Below are 19,431 nucleotides of genomic sequence, written 5' to 3'. Positions count from 1 at the left end.
CGGGTTGACAGGGAGGGAGACGATGCCGTGCAAGGCAGTTGAGATAAGCCAATCCTGCCGTTATGGACCGGGCTCTCGGATTGAGAGCTTTTCCCGCTGCCATCCTTCGAGATGCCCACTTCGGGCGGGCCCATCAAGACCGAGAGAGCTACTTCCGAAGCCGGGCCTTGGCGCCGGCGACGATCTGCATGGCGACGCCGGCAATCCAGCCGACGAAGACGATCCAGGTCCAGGCCATGTGCGGATCGAGCCGGAGCACGATCACGGCGACCGAGGCGAAGGCGGTGAGCGTAGCGGAGAGCGTGCCGGCGGCGCTCATGAGCTCGGCGGCGTCGATCTGGCTGTGCGCATCGTCGAAAGGCATCTGCGGCGTGTCGATGCCGAGATAGAAGCCGATGCCGCCGAGCAGCATCATCAGCAGCAGGAAGCCCTGCGTAGTGAGGGTGGGGATCGCCGATCCGACATAGGCGCCGACGAACAATCCGCACGCGGCTCCCGCCATGGCAAGACCGACGCGCTCGAACACATGGGCCGCTTTACGAAAACGAAAACGCATGGCCGGCCTCCGCGAGGCGTTGAGTGCGGATAGGTTAGGCCAGATTTGAGGCACGCGAAAGCTTGGGGGAGTTAGGGCTCCTATGCTCCCTGACATCACAGGCCGCAACCTCTACGTCTGGTGCAGGCCTGGCTCCTCTCGCAGTGGGGCACCACCAGGCGATGCGCAATCATCGCGCCCCGAACATGGTCTTGCCGAACAGCGCCTTCTGCGTGGAGGGCTGCGAGCGCCAATATTGCGGCGGCGCCTCGACCACCCCGCCCAGCTCGGCGGCGGCGTGCCAGCCCCAGCGCGGATCGTAGAGCAGGCCGCGGGCGAGCGCGACCATGTCGGCCTTGCCCGACGCGACGATCTCCTCCGCGTGCTTCGGCTCGGTGATCAGGCCGACGGCGATGGTGGGCAGGCCGGTCTCGCGCTTGATCGTCTCTGCAAACTGCACCTGATAGCCGGGCCCGAGCGGAATTTTTTGCAACGGCGAGACGCCGCCGGAGGATGCATCGATCCAGTCGACGCCGCGCGCCTTCAGCGCGTTCGCGAATTCGATGGTCTGTGCCAGATCCCAGCCGCCCTCGACCCAATCGGTCGACGACACCCGCATGCCGACCGGCTTGTCCGCGGGGAACGCGGCGCGCACCGCGTCGAAGACCTCCAGCGGAAAGCGCATGCGATTCGCGAGGCTGCCACCATATTCGTCGGTGCGCCTGTTGGAGATCGGCGACAGGAATTGATGCAAGAGATAACCGTGCGCGCCATGCACCTCGATGGCGTCGATGCCGAGCCGCGCGGCGCGCTTGGTCGAATCTACGAAAGCCTCGCGGATGCGCGTCAAGCCTGCCGCATCCAGCGCCAGCGGGGCGGCTTCGCCCTCCTTGTGCGGCACCGCCGACGGCGCCACCGTCTGCCAGCCGCCCTGCCCTTCCGGAATCAATTGGCCGCCGTCCCAGGGCCGCGCGCTGGAGGCCTTGCGGCCGGCATGAGCGAGCTGCATCGCGATCGCGGTGGAGGAATGCTTGCGCACCGAGGTGAGGATCTGGTGTAGCGCGGCCTCGCAGGCATCGCTGTAGAGCCCGAGGCAACCCGGCGTGATGCGGCCGATCGCCTCGACATGCGTCGCCTCGATGCAGAACATCGAGGCGCCCGACAGGCTGAGATTGTTGATGTGGGTGAAGTGCCAGTCGGTGGCGACGCCGTCATCGGCCGAATATTGGCACATCGGCGACACCACGATGCGGTTCTTCAGGGTCAGGCCACGCAGCTTGATCGGGGAAAACAGGGCGCTCATGCAGGGGAGTTCCGGGGGGACGAGGGACATTGATGAGAGTGTAGTGAGGGACGCGCGGATTGCTAGTTGCGCGGCGGGAATGGCGGGCCGTGGGGCCATGCATTGCGGTGGTGGTTTGGCGGACGGTCGCTAACACAATCTCCGCCGTCGTCCCGAGGCGCGCGCAGCGCGAGCTATGATGCGCAATTGCGCATCATAGCTCGCGACTTCGTCGCGCCCCGGGACGACAGCTGTGGCTACTCCACCAGCGTGAATTGCAGCAGCAGGGTTCGCTGCAGCATCGAGAAATTGTCGTCGGAGATCAGGGTCAGCACCGTCTCACCCTCGGCCGTGACGTGCGCGTCGATGCCTTCCATGTTGTCGATCTCGTGGCCGAGATCGGCGGCGAACAGCGCGGGGCCATCGACCAGCGCCCCGGGCGCGATTGCCTTCAGCGGGATCGCGCGGATGCGGATGTTGACGCCGGTGAACCAGGAGAATTTGCGTTCGAGGATGAGCAGTTCGCCGGAGGGCAGCAGCACGGCATCGCTGATGTCGTATTTCTCGGTACGCAGCACGCTGAACTGGCCTGGCGCAGGCCCGCCGATCAGGAAGGCGATGAGATTGCCTTCGGCATCGAGTCCGCGCTCGGAGAAGGCGATCAGGGTGCCCGCGAGCGGTAAGTTCTGGTCTTTGCTCTTGGGCACGACGACCATCGCCTCCAGGCCCTTGTTTGCGGGCAGCTTGCGCAGCGCCGGCGGGACGGCGATCACCTCGCCGCGGGCGCTCGTGCCGCCCTTGGCAAAATCGTAGCGCAGGATCTGGTTGACGCGCTCGAGCCCGACATAGACGAGGCTGCCGTCCCGCGCGAGCGCCTCGGTGTCGTACCAGAGCTTCTTCTCGGTGATGGGCCGGCCATCGGCGCCGAGCAGCGGCGCGGCCTCGACGTCGGCAAGGCCGACCATGTCGCGCCCGGAATAGCGGATGCTGCCGGTGAACCAGCCGCCCTGGTCGGAGATCGCGAGGAAACGCTCGCCCTTGCCGTCGAGGAAGCGGAGGCCTGACAGGCCGCCGAAGCCGCGATAGGGCGAGGTCAGGACCAGGCCACTGCGATAGTCCAGCGAGCCGAAGCGCGTGCGCGTGCGATCGCGCGGCTCGAAATTTGGAATGGGACGCGCGTTGACCTCGACGCTGACGGGCGTCGTGACGGCGTGCTCGAGCTGAAGCGGGCGCGCTGGCGGCTCGTGCGCGGCTTGCGCCTGCGCGAACCTGGATACGGCGAGAGTGGAGAATCCCGCCGCGGCGTGCCTGAGGAAGCTGCGGCGGGATGAAATCGTGCTCACGAATGCAATTTGCGTCGCGGGCGACCGGCCGCTTGCGTTGGCACCGTGTTGGTCTCGCTGAAGAGCTCGGCGAGCTTTTCGGTGATCGCGCCACCGAGCTCCTCGGCGTCCACGATCGTCACGGCGCGACGATAATATCTCGTCACGTCATGGCCGATGCCGATCGCGATCAGCTCGACCGGCGAGCGGGTCTCGATCTCCTCGATGATGTGGCGCAAATGCCGCTCGAGATAGTTGCCGGGATTGACCGACAGCGTGGAATCGTCGACCGGCGCGCCGTCCGAGATCATCATCAGGATCTTGCGCTGCTCGGGCCGGCCGAGCAGGCGCTTGTGCGCCCAGTCCAGCGCCTCGCCGTCGATGTTCTCCTTCAGCAGGCCCTCGCGCATCATCAGGCCCAGGTTCTTGCGCGCACGACGCCAGGGGGCGTCGGCGGACTTATAGATGATGTGGCGGAGGTCGTTCAGCCGGCCGGGGTTGGCCGGCTTGCCGGCGGCAAGCCAGGCCTCGCGCGATTGCCCGCCCTTCCAGGCCCGCGTGGTGAAGCCGAGAATCTCGACCTTGACGCCGCAACGCTCCAGCGTGCGCGCAAGGATGTCGGCACAGGTCGCGGCGACCGTGATCGGGCGGCCGCGCATCGAGCCGGAATTGTCGAGCAGCAGCGTCACCACGGTATCGCGGAACGTCGCCTCCTTCTCGTGCATGAAGGACAGCGGGTGATAGGGATCGGTGACGACGCGCGACAGGCGCGCGGGGTCCAGAATGCCCTCTTCGAGATCGAACTCCCAGGCGCGGTTCTGCTGCGCCATCAGGCGGCGCTGCAGCCGGTTGGCGAGACGGGCGACGATGCCTTGCAGATGTGCGAGCTGCTTGTCGAGATAGGCGCGCAGCCGCTCCAGCTCGTCATGGTCGCAGAGATCCTCGGCGGCGATGACCTCGTCGAACTTGGGCGCGAAGGCGTGATATTCCGGCCCGCGCGGCTCGTTCCTGCCGTGCTGGTTCGGACGCGTCGCCTCGCCCGGCGTCTCGTCGTCACCGAGCTCGCCGTCGTCGAAGGTGTCGGAGGTCGAGGCCTGCGCACTTTCCATCGCGCTCTCGCTCATCTCCTCGCTGGTCGCCTGCGCCTGGTCGGCGCTCATCTCCTGCGCAGCGTCGGAATCGGGCGAGCCTTCCGCACCGGACTGGTCGTTGTCGCCGTCCTGGTTCTCGTCGTTCTCGTCGTCGTCCTCGCTGTCGGCGTTGCGCTCGTCGCCGAGCTCGAGCGCCGAGAGCAAGTCATGCACGGCATCGCCGAACTTGGTCTGGTCCTCGAGCACGCCGTCGAGCCGGTCGAGCCGCTTGCCGATCTTGTCTTCGAGGATCGGCCGCCAGAGGTCGACCATCTTCTTGGCCGCCGTCGGCGGCGCCATGCCGGTGAGGCGCTCGCGCACCAGCATCGCCAGCGCGTCCGCCAGCGGCGCGTCGGCGCGGTCGGTGATCTCGTCGAACTTGCCGCGGTGGAAATGGTCGTCGAGCATCGCGGTGAGGTTTTTGGCAACGCCCGCCATGCGGCGCGCGCCGATCGCCTCGACGCGGGCCTGCTCCACCGCCTCGAACACCCCGCGCGCCTGCGGATTGCCGGGCATCAGCTTGCGGTGAACCTTGGGATCGTGACAGGCGAGCTTGAGCGCGATGGAATCGGCATGGCCGCGGACGATCGCGGCGTCACGCTTGCTCATCTTGCGCGCCGGCTCGGGCAGCCGCGCCTTGCCGGGCGCAAGGCCCGGGCGCTCGGCCGCGAAGGAGACGTCGAGCTCGGGCGCCTTCGCGATCGCCTTCAGACAGGAGGCGACCGAGCGCTTGAACGGCTCGGTCGGTGCTTCCTTGTTGCTGCGGAATTTGGAGTTGGATGATGATGTGCTCATAGCGACTTCGTAAACGAATGGCGCGTCACGCCGCCGGGATAGCCGTCGATGGTGCCGAATTCCTGGTACCCGCAAGAACGATAGAAGCCCGGCGCCTGGAAACTCATCGTATCGACATGGGCTCGGATCGCGCCGAGCCGTCTTGCCTCGTCCTCGATCGCCGCGATCAGCTTCGTGCCGTGCCCCTTGCCGCGCTGCCTGTGGTCGATCCAGAAATACTGGATGAACAGAACCGTGGACCAGAGCTGACCGACGATGCCGCCGACGATCTTGCGGCCGTCCTTCAGCGAAACCGCGATGCTCTTGACCTTCTGCTTCCCAAACTTCTCGTCGTTGTAAGCGCCGAGACCGGCGAGCACAGCCTTCTTGGTGGTACCAATGGTGCGCTCGACGGTGATGGTTGGCATTGTCAGATCATCGGGGTCAGCTGAGCGCCACGTTGACCGCCGATTCCGGCAGCTCCGCATTGAAGCAGCGCTGGTAGAACTCGGCGACCAGGGGCCGTTCGAGCTCATCGCATTTGTTGAGGAAGGTGACGCGGAACGCAAAGCCGATATCGCCGAAGATGTCGGAGTTTTCCGCCCAGGTGATCACCGTGCGCGGGCTCATCACCGTCGACAGATCGCCATTGGCGAAGGCGTTGCGCGTGAGGTCGGCGAGGCGCACCATCTTGTTGACGATGTCGCGGCCCTCCTGGCTGCGATAGTGCTTGGCCTTGGCCAGCACGATCTCGACTTCCTCGTCGTGGCTGAGATAGTTCAGCGTGGTGACGATCGACCAGCGGTCCATCTGGCCCTGGTTGATCTGCTGGGTGCCGTGATAGAGGCCCGAGGTGTCGCCGAGGCCGACGGTGTTGGCGGTGGCGAACAGCCGGAAGGCCGGATGCGGCTTGATCACCTTGTTCTGGTCGAGCAGCGTCAGGCGACCCGAGACCTCCAGCACGCGCTGGATCACGAACATCACGTCGGGGCGGCCGGCGTCGTATTCGTCGAACACCAGCGCGACGTTGTTCTGCAGCGCCCAGGGCAGGATGCCGTCGCGGAATTCGGTGACCTGCTTGCCGTCGCGCACCACGATGGAATCCTTGCCGACGAGGTCGATACGGCTGATATGGCTGTCGAGGTTGACGCGCACGCAGGGCCAGTTCAGGCGGGCAGCGACCTGCTCGATATGGGTGGATTTGCCGGTGCCGTGATAGCCGGTGACCATCACACGGCGGTTCTTGGCAAAGCCGGCGAGAATGGCCAGCGTGGTGGCGCGATCGAAGCGATAGTCGGAATCGACTTCGGGCACGTGAGGATCGACTTCGGAATAGGCCGGGACTTCGAGATCGCTGTCGATCCCGAACACCTGGCGCACCGACACCTTCATGTCGGGCAGGCCGGAAACTTCCTCAACTTTGGACAGGGCGGCGGTCGTCATCAATCCTCCGAGGTCCCGGGCGGTCCCGAAACCGGTTATTCGCACGTTGGCTGCGGCTGGGTGCTGATTATCAACCTATCAGAGACAACGAGCCGGCAGAAGCCCGCCCACCAATCAAAGTTCCATTGTCTTTTCATTTAGATAGGCAAGGAACGCAGTTTTTGGAGGGCTGCCTTGCGAATCACGCCGGAATTTCCTGCCACGAAGGCAGTTTTGCCCACGCAAATGGCACTGTGCCGCATAGGCTTACCTATGTAGGCTTTGGGCCCCAGTGCTCCAGTCGCATCAGAGACGCCGTGACGTCGTTCCTCGATCCCCTCATCGCCTTCGTATCGGCCCATGCGTGGCTGGCCTATCTAACCCTGTTCCTGGCGGCGCTGCTCGAAGCGGTTCCGGTGGTGGGATCGGTGATCCCCGGCTCGACCATCATCCTGGCGCTGAGCGCCCTGGTCCCCGGCGGCGAATTGCAGCTGCCATGGGTGCTCCTGGCGGCCGCAATTGGTGCCGCACTCGGCGACGGGTCGGCCTATTGGATCGGGCACAGGCGGCAGCGCGAGATCCTCAACGCCTGGCCGCTGACCAATTATCCCCGCGTCGTCGCCGAGAGCGAGAATTTCTTCCACCGCTTCGGTACCTGGGCCGTGTTCTTTGCCCGCTTCGTGCCGCCGATCCGCGCTTTCGTCCCGGTGACGGCCGGCGCGCTGGGCATGGCGCCCGCGACATTCTATGCCGTGAACATTCCGGCGATCCTGGCCTGGGCGCCCGCCCATGTGCTGCCGGGCGTGCTGGCCGTATCGGCCCTGCATGAATATGCCGGGCTGCATCGTCACGCGCATGTCGGCAAGCACATCTGGATGCTGACCGTGTTCGGGGTTGCGATCGTGCTGGGCATGGGGATGTGGATCTATCGCCGGCGGAATGGCGGCGGCGCGTCGGCAAAGCCGCAGGTTTAGGGAGACGCCGCATCACAAGCGCCGTCCCTGCATTGCAGGGACGACACTGAGTTCGTTGCGAGAGCATCGCACCCATGACATCCGTGTGATTGACCTGCTTCACGGCCAGCGGCACGTTGGCCCGGATCCTCGCGCCCGCCACCCCATGTTCAGCATCGCCAGCCTCTGGATTCCCTTCACCATCATTGCCGCGCTCGGGCAGGTCGCGCGCAATGCGATGCAGCGGTCGTTGACGAAGCCGCTGGGGACCTGGGGCGCGACCAATATCCGCTTCCTGTTCGGCTTTCCGTTCTCGCTGCTGTTCCTGGGGCTGGTGCTGCCCGCGACCGGCGATCATCTGAGCGCGCCGCCGGCCGTGTTCTGGCCATGGCTGCTCTTGGGCGCGCTCAGCCAGATCGTCGCCACCGGCCTGATGCTGCTCGCGATGAACGACCGCTCCTTTGTCGTGACGACGGCCTACCTGAAGACTGAGGCGATCCAGACCGCGATCTTCGGCTTCGTCTTCCTCGGCGATCACCTGACCTGGCTGAAGGTGCTGGCGATCGTGATCGCCACCATCGGCGTGGTCATCACCGCGCTCCGTCCCGGCGGCGAGAAGAGCTTTGCGGAGCTGAAGCCGACCATCACGGGCCTTGTCGCGGCCGCGGCCTTCGCACTCTCTGCGGTCGGCTTTCGCGGCGCCATCATCAATGTGCCCGGCGTGTCCTTCGTGACCGCGGCGTCAATCACGCTGGTGCTCGGCCTGTTCGTGCAGACGCTGGTGCTGACGATCTATCTGCTCTGGCGCGCGCCGGATGTGCTGCGCGGAATCCTCGGGTTATGGCGACCGTCGATGCTCGCGGGCTTCATCGGCGCCTTCGCCTCGCAATTCTGGTTCCTTGCCTTTGCGCTGACGGCCGCCGCCAATGTCCGCACGCTCGCGCTGATCGAGGTGCTGTTCGCGCAAGCCGTTGCCTATTACTCGTTCAAGCAGCCGGTCGCGCCACGCGAGATTCTTGGCATCGCGCTGATCGTGATCGGCGTTGCGGTGCTGGTGGGAGCCTAGTTCCTGTCTTCCGGCAGGGTCGGCAGCGGCGACACCTCGATGCCTTCCTCGATCAGCGACTTCGCCTCTTCGGGCGAGGCCTCGCCGTAGATCGGGCGGTGCTCCTTGTCGCCGTAATGCATGGCGCGCGCTTCGTTGGCAAAGCGGTCGCCGACATTGTCGGCGTTCTTGACGATATGATCGCGCAACTCTTTCAGCTTGGCGCGCAGCTCGCGCTCCTGCGCCATCAGCAGCGAGGTCGGCCCTGACGGCGCAGCCTCGGGCGTGGTCGCAGCCACGGGCTCCGGCGGCGGTGTGGCGCGACCGCGCCCCTTCTTGCCGACGATGCGCGGCGCCATGATCGCCTTGCCGACCTTGGCTGAGCCGCAGATCGGGCAGGTCACGAGCTTCCGCCTCACCTGCGAATCATAGGCGGACGAACTCTGGAACCAGCTCTCGAAGTCATGGTCGCGGTCGCAGCGCAGCGCGTAGCGGATCATGCCGATCCCCGCACGAGGTGCAAATGGTCCGGCCCCGCCTTGGGGTCGGAGACGCCGAAGCGGCGGCCGTGCTGGAGCGAGGGAATCGCTCGGCGCGCGGTCTCGACCCTGGCCGGGTCGATCTTGGCCATGATGATGCCGGGCTCAACGTCGCCCTCGGCGAGGATCTCGCCCCAGGGGTCGATGATCAGGGAGTGACCATAGGTCTCGCGCTTGTTCTCGTGCAGCCCTGCCTGAGCCGCGGCAAAGATGAAGCAGCCGGTCTCGATCGCGCGGGCGCGCAGCAGCACGTGCCAATGCGCTTCGCCGGTCTTGCGGGTGAACGCCGAGGGCACGGTGATGAAGTATGCGCCGCTTTCGGCGAGCGCGCGGTACAGCGCGGGGAAGCGCACGTCGTAGCAGATCGTCAGCCCGATGCGTCCCCAGGGCAGATCGGAGATCACGGCGGTCTCGCCCGGCTGGTAATTGGCGGATTCCCGATAGCTCTCGCCGTCCGGCAGCTCGATGTCGAACATGTGGATCTTGTCGTAGCTCGCGAGCACGTTGCCCTCGGGCCCGATCAGGAAGGAGCGGTTGACGGCCTTCTCCGGTGAAAAGCGCAGCGCCAGCGAGCCGACATGGAGATGAATCTGCAGCTCCGCCGCCAGCGCACGGTAGGCCTTTAGCGAGGTGTCGTCCTCTTCGCTCTGGAGATGCTCGAACAATGCCTTGCGGTTCAGCTGCATCATGTTACTGACTTCGGGCGTCTGCACGTAATCGGCGCCATTGGCCGCAGCCTGCCGGATCAGCTTCGTGGCCTGCTCGAGGCTCGGCCCCGGCATCAGGCCGGTGCGCATCTGCACCATGGCGGCGGTGAACGTGCCGTTCTCGCTCATGACACCGCCTTGATGCTTTCGAGCATGCCGTCGAGCTTGCCTTCGCGGTCGAGCGCGTAGAGATCATCGCAGCCGCCGACATGGGCGCCGCCGATCCAGATCTGCGGGAACGTCGAACCTTGGCCGGCGCGGCCGTACATTTCCTGGCGCCAAGACGGGTTCTTGGCGACGTCGAATTCGGTGAAGGTCGCCTTCTTGCGGGTCAGCAGCGACTTGGCGGCGGAACAATAGCCGCAGCCTGGCCGGGTGTAGATCTCGACAGCAGCAGTCATTTCGTCTGGCGCTCTCATGTCATGAATTCATTGAATTATATGGGACGGGGGCCGCTCTCGACAACCCGGGCAAAGACCAGCACGTCGACCTGGGCCGCCTTGGCACGGAGCAGGGCTCGCGCGCAGGCATCGAGCGTCGCCCCTGACGTCAGGACATCGTCGATCAGGACAACGCGGCGGCCCTGGACCTCGGCCTGCCGGTCGGCAGATACCTGGAATGCGCCCTGCACATTGGTGGCGCGCTGGGCTCGCGACAGGCCGATCTGCTGCTCGGTGGCACGGACCCGCCGCAGCACGTCGCCTCGCACCCTGACCCCGCTCTGCCGCTCGATCACACGGGCGAGCGCTCCGGACTGGTTGTAGCGGCGCCGCCAGGCCCGCCGCCAATGCAGGGGCACGGGCACCAGCATGTCGGCGCCGGTCAGCAACTCGCCGCCGGCACGCGCCATCCAGCGGCCCATGGCCGGTGCCAGATCGGTGCGGTCCTGGTACTTCAGCGCATGCACCAGCGTGCGCGCGACGTCGTCATAGCGCACCGCCGCGCGGGCGCGCTGGTAGGCCGGCGGGCTCGCGATCGCCTCCATCGACAGCATCTCCGGGCCGGGATCATAAACGAAAGGAATGCCGAGCCGAGGGCAATAGGGCCTTTCGATGAACGACAGCCGGGCCCAGCACGAGGCGCAAACGCCCTCGCCGTCGACCGGCTCCTGGCAGGATACGCACTGTGTCGGCAGCGCGATGTCGAGCGCCAGCCGCGCCGCCCGCGCCAGCACGTGGCGGCCGGTCGTCCACGCGGTCCGCAGCGGTGCGGCAATGGAACGGATGGGGGTGGCGTCGGCGTCCATGTGCGGAGGCTAACGCTGCACGCAGCGGATTGCCAGAACCGCGGAGATCGGCGTAACCAGCGGCATGGTCCAGACCGCTCAAATCCCGCCCGCCTTGTTCGATCGCGCCTTGCTGCACGCACGGCAGCGGCGTGCGCAGGCGCAAGGGCCCGTGAGCTTCCTGCTCGACCGCGCTGCCGAGGACATGTCCGACCGGTTGGCGGCAGTGATGCGGGAGTTTCACGCTCCCGCCGACCTCTGGACGCCCGGCGTGGGGTTGGCGGCGTTGCGCACGCGGCTTCCCTCCATCGAACACATCGCGCTCGACGCGGCCGGCGCGGAGAAGCTGCCTTTCGCGCCGGAAAGCCTCGATCTCGTCGTCTCGGCGCTGGCGCTGCAATTCGTCAACGATCTTCCCGGCGTGCTGGCGCAGGTTCGTCGGGCGCTGAAGCCGGACGGGCTCTTGCTCGCCGCTATGATTGGCGGCGACAGCCTGACCGAGCTGCGGCAGGCCTTTGCCGCGGCGGAAGCCGAATGCGAGGGCGGCGTATCGCCGCGTGTCGCACCGTTCGCCGACCTCCGCGATATCGGCGCGCTATTGCAGCGGGCGGGCTTTGCACTGCCGGTGACCGACGTCGATCGTGTCGTGGTGCGCTACGGAAATGCGTTCGCCTTGATGCAGGATCTGCGCCGCATGGGCGCAGCCAATGTGCTGATCGAGCGACGGCGAACGCCGACGCGCCGTGCGACGCTGCTGCGGATGGCCGAGATCTACGCGGAGCGCTTTGCCGATCCCGACGGCCGTATCCGCGCGACGTTCGACATCATCTGGCTCTCGGGCTGGGCCCCGCATGCGAGCCAGCAGCAGCCGCTCAAGCCGGGATCGGCGAAAGCAAGCCTGGCGGAGGCGGTGAAGAAGGCGGGGAGGACGTAAGTCTAGCACCGTCATTCCGGGGCGATGCGTAGCATCGAACCCGGAATCTCGAGATTCCGGGTTCGCTCGCGCGCCCCGGAATGACGACGCAAGAGCATCATCACATCAACAAATCGATCAGATGCGGGATCAGCGGAATGTCCGCGGGCGGCATCGGATAGTCTCGCAGCTTGTTGGCGCGGACCCAGGCGAGGTTCTGGCCCTCGCGTGCGGTAACCATCCCCTCCCAGCGTCGGCAGATGTAGAGCGGCATCAGGAGATGGAAGGTCTCGTAACCGTAGCTGGCGAAAGTCAGCGGCGCGAGGCACGGCTCGGCGACTTCGATGCCGAGCTCCTCGTGGAGCTCGCGGATCAGGCTCTGCTCCGGCCGTTCGCCCGGCTCGAGCTTGCCGCCGGGGAATTCCCACAGGCCCGCCAACGCCTTGCCCTCGGGGCGCTGCGCGATCAGGACGCGCTTGTCGGCGTCAACAAGCGCGCAGGCCACCACCAGTGTCAGTTTGAGATCGGCCATGCGTGTCTGTCGCTCGCTGAAGATCGACCGCAACGGTTTGTTAACCTCGTTGCAGTCCAAGTTTCCAAGGTCCCCATAAGTCATATTTAATCCGCAGTTCCTAGAGTGGGAACTCTTTAAACCACTCCAGGTCAATCCATGCGCGCTGCGCTTTCGGTTCTCTTCCGCCGGTTCGTCCACGACCGGGGCGGCAATATCGCGGTGATTTTCGCTCTCGCCTGCGTTCCCCTGATCAGTGCGGTCGGCTGCGCCATCGACTATTCGCGCGCAACGCTGATAAGGTCCAAGCTTCAGGCCGCGGCGGATGCCGCCAGTGTCGGCTCGATCGCCAAGGCCTCGCCCGCCTTCAAGGCCGCCGGCAACATGACTGCGGACGGCTCGATTTCGGTCGGCGTCACGGATGCCACGAACATCTTCAATGCCAATCGCGCCAGTCAGTCCGGCTACACGCTGACCGGCCTCACGCCGACCGTGGTCAAGTCAGGCTCGACCGTCACCGCGACGGTTTCGTTCACCGCAACAATGAACACCATGTTTCTCGGCGTGATCGGCAAGTCCGTGCTGACGTTGAGCGGCACGTCGAAGGCGACGGCCAGCATGCCGCTCTATATCGATTTCTATCTGCTGCTGGACAATTCGCCGTCGATGGGCGTCGGTGCGACCCCGGCCGACGTGCAGAAGATGGTCAACAACACGTCGGACAAGTGCGCTTTCGCCTGCCACGATCTCAACGACAAGAACAACTATTACGATCTTGCCAAGAAGCTTGGCGTGACCACCCGGATCGACGTGCTTCGGAGCGCGACGGCGTCGTTGATGGACACGGCGAGCGCGACCGAAACCTATTCAAACCAGTTCAGAATGGCGATCTACGATTTCGGCGCCTCCGCCGGCACGCTCGGCCTGCGCAGCCTGTTCTCGTTGTCGGCTTCTCTGTCCAGCGCCAAATCGGCCGCGAACAACATCGATTTGATGTCGGTGAACGGCCAGAATGAGAATAACGATCAGGACACCGCGTTCACCGCGATATTTCCTGCAATGAACAACGAGATCAGTTCACCCGGAAGCGGAACGTCGTCCAGTCCGCTCAAATATCTGTTCTTTGTGTCTGACGGCGTTGCCGACGAGAGCAACACCGGATGCCTGAAACCGCTCTCGGGCAGCACGCGCTGCCAGTCGCCGCTCAACCCTGCGCTTTGCAAGACGATGAAGGATCGCGGGGTCAAGATCGCGGTGTTGTACACGACGTATCTCGCGCTGCCGACCAACTCCTGGTACGTGAAATGGATCGATCCGTTCAATGCCGGTCCCTATGGCCCCTCGCCGAACAGCCAGATCGCACAGAACATGCAGAGCTGCGCTTCACCGGACCTGTATTTCGAGGTCAGCCCGACGCAGGGCATCGCGGACGCCATGAACGCCCTGTTCAAGAAGGCGGTCGCAGACGCGCGGATCTCCGGGTGACGGCCCTAGCGCCTACGACCTGTAGTCCCCATTGATCGCCACATATTCCTTGGTGAGATCGCAGGTCATGACGCGGTCGCGGCCTTTGCCGAGGCCGAGCGAGACCCGAATCGCGATCTCCGGCGCCTTCATCGCTTCCGACACCTGCGCTTCGTCATAATCGGGATCGCGCGCGCCGCTCCTGGCGACGCGGATGCCGTTGAACGAGATCGAGAGCTTGTCGCGATCGGCCGGCTCGCCGGCCTTGCCGACAGCCATCACCACGCGGCCCCAATTGGCGTCCTCGCCGGCGATTGCGGTCTTCACCAGCGGCGAGTTCGCGATCGACATCGCGATCTTGCGGGCGGAAGCCTTGGTCTTGGCGCCCTCGACGGTGATCTCGACCAGCTTGCGCGCGCCTTCGCCGTCGCGGGCGACCTGCTCGGCGAGATTGGCGAGCACCTGGTTGAACGCCTTGACGAAGGCCTTCAGCCTGGGATCGCTGGCGCGGCTGATCTTCGGCGCGCCCTGCTCGGCGGCGGCGCCGGTTGCAAACGCCAGCAGCGTGTCGGAAGTCGAGGTGTCGCCGTCGATGGTCACGGCGTTGAACGTGTCCTCGACGCCGCTCTTGAGCAGCGCCTGCAGGGCGGCGGGCGCGAGCGGCGCGTCGGTGAAGATGAAGGACAGCATCGTCGCCATGTCGGGCGCGATCATGCCGGCGCCCTTGGCCATGCCGTTGATGGTGACCTTGGCCTTGCCGAGCTTGACGGTCGCGGTCGCGACCTTCGGGAAGGTGTCGGTGGTCATGATCGCCTTGGCCGCGGCCAGGTAATCGCCGGGCTCGGCGGCGTCGGCGAGGCGGCCAAGCACGCCGTCGAACTTGGTGGCGTCCAGCGGCTCGCCGATCACGCCAGTCGAGGCCAGGAAGATCTCGCTCTCGCTGCAGCCGACCGCCTTGGCCGCGATCTTCGCCGTCAGCGCGGTGGAGGCGCGGCCGGTCTTGCCGGTGAAGGCGTTGGCATTGCCGGAATTGACCACCAGCGCGCGCGCCTTGCCGCCCTTCAGCTTGGCGCGGCACCATTCCACCGGGGCCGAGGGGCACTTCGACCTGGTGAAGACGCCGGCGACCGCAGTGCCCTTGTCCATCACCGCAAGCAGCACGTCGGTGCGATTCTTGTAGCGGATGCCGGCTTCGGCCGTCGCGAGGCGGACGCCCGCGATCACGGGCATATCGGGGACGGTTTTGGGGGCGAGGGGAGAAACGGAGGAGGACATCGCGGGCGCCTTGGTAGGGTCTGGACATGCAGATGGCCGGGGGAGCCCCGGCCATTGCGACGTTAGATACTCTTGGCGTCCGCGAAGTGACAGCGAATTCTTACTTCTTCGCCGGCGGCGCCATCTTGCTGTCGGACGGCTTGGAATCCTTCGACGCATCTGCCGCCGGCTGGTCCAGCCGCTCGACCTTGGCTTCGGTGCGCAGCTTGGCGACATACTCGGCCTGGGCCTTGCGGGTCACGTACTGCTCGATCTGGGCCTTGACCTGCTCGAAATCGGGCGCCTTACGGTTGCGCTTTTCCTCGACCTTGATGATGTGCCAGCCGAACTGCGACTTCACGGGGTCCGAGATCTTGCCCGGCTCCAGCGAGAAGGCCACGGCCGAGAATTCCGGCACCATCTGCTCCTTGGTGAAGAAGCCGAGATCGCCGCCATCGGCAGAGCCGGGGTCCTTGGACTTCTTCTTGGCGAGTTCGGCGAAATCGGCCCCCTTCTCCAGCTCGGCCTTCACCGCCTTGGCCTCGTCCTCGGTCTCGACCAGGATGTGGCGGGCGCGCACCTCCTGCTCGCCGCTGATCTGCTTGGAGGCCTCCTCATAGACCTTCTTCATGGCGTCCGGCGTGGTGGCGGCCTTGCCCTCGCCCGCGAGCAGGCTGTCCATCAGAAGCCGGTTGCGCGCGAAGGCGAGGCGCTTCTTGAACTCGTCGCTGTCGGCGATTTTCTTGTCTTCGGCAGCCTTGCTGACGATCTTCATGTCGATCAGGAACGACAGGACGTTCTCGTCCTTGGTCGCCGGGTCCATCTGGGCGAGGCTCGGCCCGAGCTCCTCCTCGGCCATGGCGACGTCGCTCTTCTTGATTTCCGCACCATTGACCTTCGCCAGCACCGGATCATCGGCGGCCCGGAGCGGGCCCGCAAACGCCAGGGATAGCGCCAGAGCGAGGCTGCCAACCAGGGCGGAGGCGGAGCGGAAGCGCTGGGTTACCGGGAACGAGGCGGTCATGGAAAATCCTTATGTTGAAGCAGGGGGCTGCTCGAGCGGGGCGGACACTCGCCCAATCAGGGGGGCTTGGCAACGCGAAAAGTCTGTCAAAATGATGAATTAGCCGCAATGCGGCCGCCGTTGACAAGGCCCTGACCGGGCCATATCTCTGCCTGGTCGCGACCATGGCGATGGCGTTTATTTTGCTGCGTTTTTGGCCGTTGAACCCAGACTTGCCCAATTCCCACCCATATGGCGGACGACCCCCGCAGTCGGGGCTCTGACGCCGCGAAGCGTCACGGTGAGTTGATAGGCAGGCGGGTGACAACTTCTTGGGCCCAACGCGGTTGAAACGCGAACACAGGAACTAGGCATGATCGGCGCGCTCGCCCGCAAGTTTTTCGGCTCCGCCAACGACCGGCGGGTGAAGGGATATCAATCCCGCGTCAACGCGATCAACGCGCTGGAGCCTGAGCTCGCCAAGCTCTCCGACGACGCCCTCAAGGCCCGCACCGCGGAATTCAAGCAGCAGCTCGCAAATGGCAAGACGCTGGACGACCTGCTGGTCCCCGCCTTCGCCACCGTGCGCGAGGCCGCCAAGCGTACGCTCGGCCAGCGCCATTTCGACGTCCAGCTGATCGGCGGCATGGTGCTGCACGAGGGCGATATCGCCGAGATGAAGACCGGCGAAGGCAAGACGCTGGTCGCAACGCTCGCGGTCTATCTCAACGCGCTCGCCGGCAAGGGCGTTCACGTCGTCACCGTCAACGACTACCTCGCCCGCCGCGACTCCGGCTGGATGGGCCAGATCTACGGCTTCCTCGGCATGACCACCGGCGTGATCGTGCATGGCCTCGACGATGCCGAGCGCAAGGCGGCCTATGCCTGCGACATCACCTACGGCACCAACAACGAATACGGCTTCGACTATCTGCGCGACAACATGAAGTACCGGCTCGAGGACATGGTCCAGCGGCCGCACTTCTTCGCCATCGTCGACGAGGTCGACTCCATCCTGATCGACGAAGCGCGCACGCCGCTGATCATCTCCGGCCCGCTCGACGACCGCTCCGACTTCTACAACACCATCGACGGCTTTCTGCCCAAGCTCGACAAGACCGATTACGAGGTCGACGAGAAGCAGCGCACGGTGACCTTGACCGAAGCCGGCATGGAGAAGATCGAGACCCTGTTGCGCGATGCCGGCCAGCTCAAGGGCGAGTCGCTCTACGACGTCGAGAACGTCTCGGTCGTGCACCACATCAACCAGGCGCTGCGCGCCCACACGCTGTTCACGCGCGACAAGGACTATATCGTCCGCGACAACGAGGTCGTCATCATCGACGAGTTCACCGGCCGCATGATGCCGGGCCGCCGCTATTCGGAAGGTCTGCACCAGGCTCTGGAAGCCAAGGAGCACGTCCAGGTCCAGCCCGAAAACCAGACGCTGGCCTCGATCACCTTCCAGAACTACTTCCGCATGTACGAGAAGCTGGCGGGCATGACCGGCACCGCCGCGACCGAAGCGGACGAATTGTTCGACATCTACAAGCTCGAGGTCGTGGAGATCCCGACCAATCTGCCGGTCGCGCGCCTCGACGAGGACGACGAGGTCTATCGAACCCAGAAGGAAAAATATCAGGCCATTCTCGCCGAGATCGAGCGCGCCAATGCGCGGCTGCAGCCGGTGCTGGTCGGCACCGCCTCGATCGAGAAGTCGGAAGTGCTGGCCGAATTCCTCAAGAAGAACGGCTACAAGCAGATCGATTTCGGCAAGGAGGGCGCGCTCGACAAGCTCTATGCCGCGGCCCGCGCTGGCAAGCCGGCGAAGCTGTTTGCGGTGCTGAACGCGCGCTTCCACGAGCAGGAAGCTTATATCGTCGCCGAAGCCGGCGTCCCGGGCGCGATCACGATCGCCACCAACATGGCTGGCCGCGGCACCGACATCAAACTCGGCGGCTCCCTGGAGATGCGCATCCAGCAGGAGACGGCGGGCATCACCGACGAGGCCGAGAAGGCCAGGAAGATCGAGCAGATCAAGGCCGATATCGAGCACTTCCGCGACATCGTGCTGAAGGCCGAGGAGACCGTCGAGGTCGAGCCGGCCAAGGGATCCAAGCCCGCCAAGACCGTGAAGAAGCCCGGCGGCCTCTACATCATCGGCTCCGAGCGCCACGAATCCCGCCGCATCGACAACCAGCTGCGCGGCCGTTCCGGCCGTCAGGGCGATCCCGGCCGCTCGAAATTCTTCCTGTCGCTCGAAGACGATTTGATGCGCATCTTCGGCTCGGACCGCCTCGACAGCATGCTGCAGCGTCTCGGCCTGCAGGAGGGCGAGGCCATCATCCATCCCTGGATCAACAAGGCGCTGGAGAAGGCGCAGCAGAAGGTCGAGGCGCGCAACTTCGACATCCGCAAGAACCTGCTCAAGTTCGACAACGTCCAGAACGACCAGCGCAAGGTGATCTTCGACCAGCGCGTCGAGCTGATGAAGGACGAGAGCGTCGCCGAGACGATCGCCGACATGCGCCACGCCTTCATCGACGACCTCGTCGCCAAGCACGTGCCCGAGCATGCCTACGCCGAGCAGTGGGACGTCGCGGGTCTGAAGGAGGAATTGAAGCGCGTGCTCGATCTCGACCTGCCGGTCGACGAATGGGCCAAGGAAGAGGGCATCGCCGACGAGGAGCTGCTCACGCGCATCGAGACCAAGGCCGACGAGCACATGGCGGCCAAGGTCGCGCAATGGGGTCCCGACGTGATGCGTTACGTCGAGAAGACCATCCTCTTGCAGACGCTCGACCATCTCTGGCGCGAGCACCTGATCATGCTCGACCACCTGCGCCAGGTCATTGGCCTGCGCGGCTACGGCCAGCGCGATCCCCTGCAGGAATACAAGACCGAAGCCTTCAATCTCTTCCAGGAGATGAGCGCTCACCTGCGCGAGGCCGTCACGGCGCAGCTGATGCGCGTCGAGATCGTCCCGCCGGAGCAGGAAGCCCCGGTGCTGCCGCCGATGGAGGCGCACAAGTTCGATCCGAACACCGGCGAGGACGAGATGGCCCTCGCCAGCGTCACCCTCGGCGCCCAGGCCACCGACGCCGCGCTGCGCGATCCGAAGAACCCGGCGAGCTGGGGCAAGGTTGGCCGCAACGAGGACTGCCCGTGCGGAAGTGGCAGGAAGTACAAGCACTGCCACGGCCGGTATGCGTAAGGTTCAGCGCGGCTGAGGGAAGTTCGCGCCTCACGCAGCGCTGTCGTCGCCCGGCTCGACCGGGCGATCCAGTACGCCGCGGCTTCTCGGCTCAATCACATCCGTCTCTGGAATACTGGATCGCCCGATTAAATCGGG

At 65.2% G+C, this 19,431-nt stretch carries 18 protein-coding genes; 5 read left to right on the top strand and 13 right to left on the bottom strand.

Going from position 1 to position 19,431, the window contains the following annotated elements:
• Positions 1-148: 148 nt before the first annotated feature.
• From HZZ13_RS24920 to cobS, 6 genes are all read right to left on the bottom strand, one after another.
• Positions 149-556 (bottom strand): hypothetical protein, encoded by a 408-nt coding sequence (locus HZZ13_RS24920; RefSeq protein WP_197962148.1) that lies wholly within the window; start codon positions 554-556, stop codon positions 149-151.
• 169 nt (positions 557-725) lie between these two features.
• The gene (locus HZZ13_RS24915) at positions 726-1,838 is read right to left on the bottom strand and encodes an NADH:flavin oxidoreductase/NADH oxidase (RefSeq protein WP_197962147.1); all 1,113 of its coding nucleotides are present in this window, start codon (positions 1,836-1,838) and stop codon (positions 726-728) included.
• A gap of 236 nt (positions 1,839-2,074) precedes the next feature.
• Entirely contained in the window at positions 2,075-3,160 is a 1,086-nt protein-coding gene (locus tag HZZ13_RS24910; protein WP_197962146.1) for an esterase-like activity of phytase family protein, read from the bottom strand.
• Entirely contained in the window at positions 3,157-5,064 is a 1,908-nt protein-coding gene (gene cobT / locus HZZ13_RS24905; RefSeq protein ID WP_197962145.1) for a cobaltochelatase subunit CobT, read from the bottom strand. The genes HZZ13_RS24910 and cobT overlap by 4 nt, the downstream gene beginning before the upstream one ends.
• On the bottom strand, positions 5,061-5,471 hold the full coding sequence (locus tag HZZ13_RS24900; RefSeq protein WP_197962144.1) for a GNAT family N-acetyltransferase: 411 nt from the start codon (positions 5,469-5,471) through the stop codon (positions 5,061-5,063). Before HZZ13_RS24900 ends, cobT begins: the two co-directional genes overlap by 4 nt.
• A 16-nt stretch (positions 5,472-5,487) precedes the next feature.
• A complete protein-coding gene (gene cobS / locus HZZ13_RS24895; protein ID WP_197962143.1) occupies positions 5,488-6,486 on the bottom strand; it encodes a cobaltochelatase subunit CobS in 999 nt (332 codons plus the stop codon).
• A 296-nt stretch (positions 6,487-6,782) separates the two neighbouring features.
• Here cobS and HZZ13_RS24890 point away from each other — a divergent pair, with 296 nt between their 5' ends.
• On the top strand, positions 6,783-7,439 hold the full coding sequence (locus HZZ13_RS24890) for a DedA family protein (protein WP_197962142.1): 657 nt from the start codon (positions 6,783-6,785) through the stop codon (positions 7,437-7,439).
• Between the two features lie 145 nt (positions 7,440-7,584).
• Positions 7,585-8,484, top strand: coding sequence for an EamA family transporter (locus HZZ13_RS24885; protein ID WP_197962212.1), 900 nt, complete (start codon positions 7,585-7,587; stop codon positions 8,482-8,484).
• Here HZZ13_RS24885 and HZZ13_RS24880 read toward each other — a convergent pair.
• From HZZ13_RS24880 to HZZ13_RS24865, 4 genes are read right to left on the bottom strand one after another with little or no spacing between them, the layout of a single operon-like run.
• Positions 8,481-8,963 carry a DUF1178 family protein gene (locus HZZ13_RS24880; RefSeq protein WP_197962141.1) on the bottom strand — a complete coding sequence of 161 codons (483 nt, stop codon included), beginning with the start codon at positions 8,961-8,963 and terminating at the stop codon, positions 8,481-8,483. The genes HZZ13_RS24885 and HZZ13_RS24880 overlap by 4 nt on opposite strands.
• Positions 8,960-9,838: a carbon-nitrogen hydrolase family protein gene (locus HZZ13_RS24875; RefSeq protein ID WP_197962140.1), complete on the bottom strand. Its 879-nt coding sequence runs from the start codon at positions 9,836-9,838 to the stop codon at positions 8,960-8,962. Before HZZ13_RS24875 ends, HZZ13_RS24880 begins: the two co-directional genes overlap by 4 nt.
• A complete protein-coding gene (gene grxC / locus HZZ13_RS24870) occupies positions 9,835-10,110 on the bottom strand; it encodes a glutaredoxin 3 (protein ID WP_197962139.1) in 276 nt (91 codons plus the stop codon). Before grxC ends, HZZ13_RS24875 begins: the two co-directional genes overlap by 4 nt.
• Before the next feature lie 35 nt (positions 10,111-10,145).
• Positions 10,146-10,955 (bottom strand): ComF family protein, encoded by an 810-nt coding sequence (locus tag HZZ13_RS24865; RefSeq protein WP_197962138.1) that lies wholly within the window; start codon positions 10,953-10,955, stop codon positions 10,146-10,148.
• 64 nt (positions 10,956-11,019) lie between these two features.
• Here HZZ13_RS24865 and HZZ13_RS24860 point away from each other — a divergent pair, with 64 nt between their 5' ends.
• Positions 11,020-11,868, top strand: coding sequence for a methyltransferase domain-containing protein (locus tag HZZ13_RS24860; RefSeq protein WP_197962137.1), 849 nt, complete (start codon positions 11,020-11,022; stop codon positions 11,866-11,868).
• Between the two features lie 100 nt (positions 11,869-11,968).
• Here HZZ13_RS24860 and HZZ13_RS24855 read toward each other — a convergent pair whose 3' ends face one another.
• A complete protein-coding gene (locus tag HZZ13_RS24855) occupies positions 11,969-12,379 on the bottom strand; it encodes a (deoxy)nucleoside triphosphate pyrophosphohydrolase (protein WP_197962136.1) in 411 nt (136 codons plus the stop codon).
• Positions 12,380-12,517: 138 nt separating this feature from the next.
• Here HZZ13_RS24855 and HZZ13_RS24850 point away from each other — a divergent pair, with 138 nt between their 5' ends.
• A complete protein-coding gene (locus tag HZZ13_RS24850; protein ID WP_197962135.1) occupies positions 12,518-13,843 on the top strand; it encodes a TadE/TadG family type IV pilus assembly protein in 1,326 nt (441 codons plus the stop codon).
• Between the two features lie 12 nt (positions 13,844-13,855).
• On the opposite strand, the gene argJ is transcribed toward HZZ13_RS24850, so the two are convergent.
• Both argJ and HZZ13_RS24840 read right to left on the bottom strand, forming a co-directional pair.
• Positions 13,856-15,097: a bifunctional glutamate N-acetyltransferase/amino-acid acetyltransferase ArgJ gene (gene argJ, locus HZZ13_RS24845; protein ID WP_197962134.1), complete on the bottom strand. Its 1,242-nt coding sequence runs from the start codon at positions 15,095-15,097 to the stop codon at positions 13,856-13,858.
• Positions 15,098-15,197: 100 nt separating this feature from the next.
• Positions 15,198-16,100, bottom strand: coding sequence for a peptidylprolyl isomerase (locus HZZ13_RS24840; RefSeq protein WP_197962133.1), 903 nt, complete (start codon positions 16,098-16,100; stop codon positions 15,198-15,200).
• A gap of 352 nt (positions 16,101-16,452) precedes the next feature.
• Between HZZ13_RS24840 and secA the strand changes: the two genes are divergently transcribed.
• Positions 16,453-19,293, top strand: a complete 2,841-nt coding sequence (secA, locus tag HZZ13_RS24835; RefSeq protein ID WP_197962132.1) for a preprotein translocase subunit SecA — start codon at positions 16,453-16,455, stop codon at positions 19,291-19,293.
• The last annotated feature ends 138 nt before the right edge of the window (positions 19,294-19,431 follow it).

Origin of the sequence: Bradyrhizobium agreste, assembly GCF_016031625.1 — a bacterium.
GTDB classification, from domain to species: domain Bacteria; phylum Pseudomonadota; class Alphaproteobacteria; order Rhizobiales; family Xanthobacteraceae; genus Bradyrhizobium; species Bradyrhizobium agreste.
Note: the sequence above shows the minus strand (reverse complement) of the source record. Positions and strands in the feature narration are given on the sequence as shown.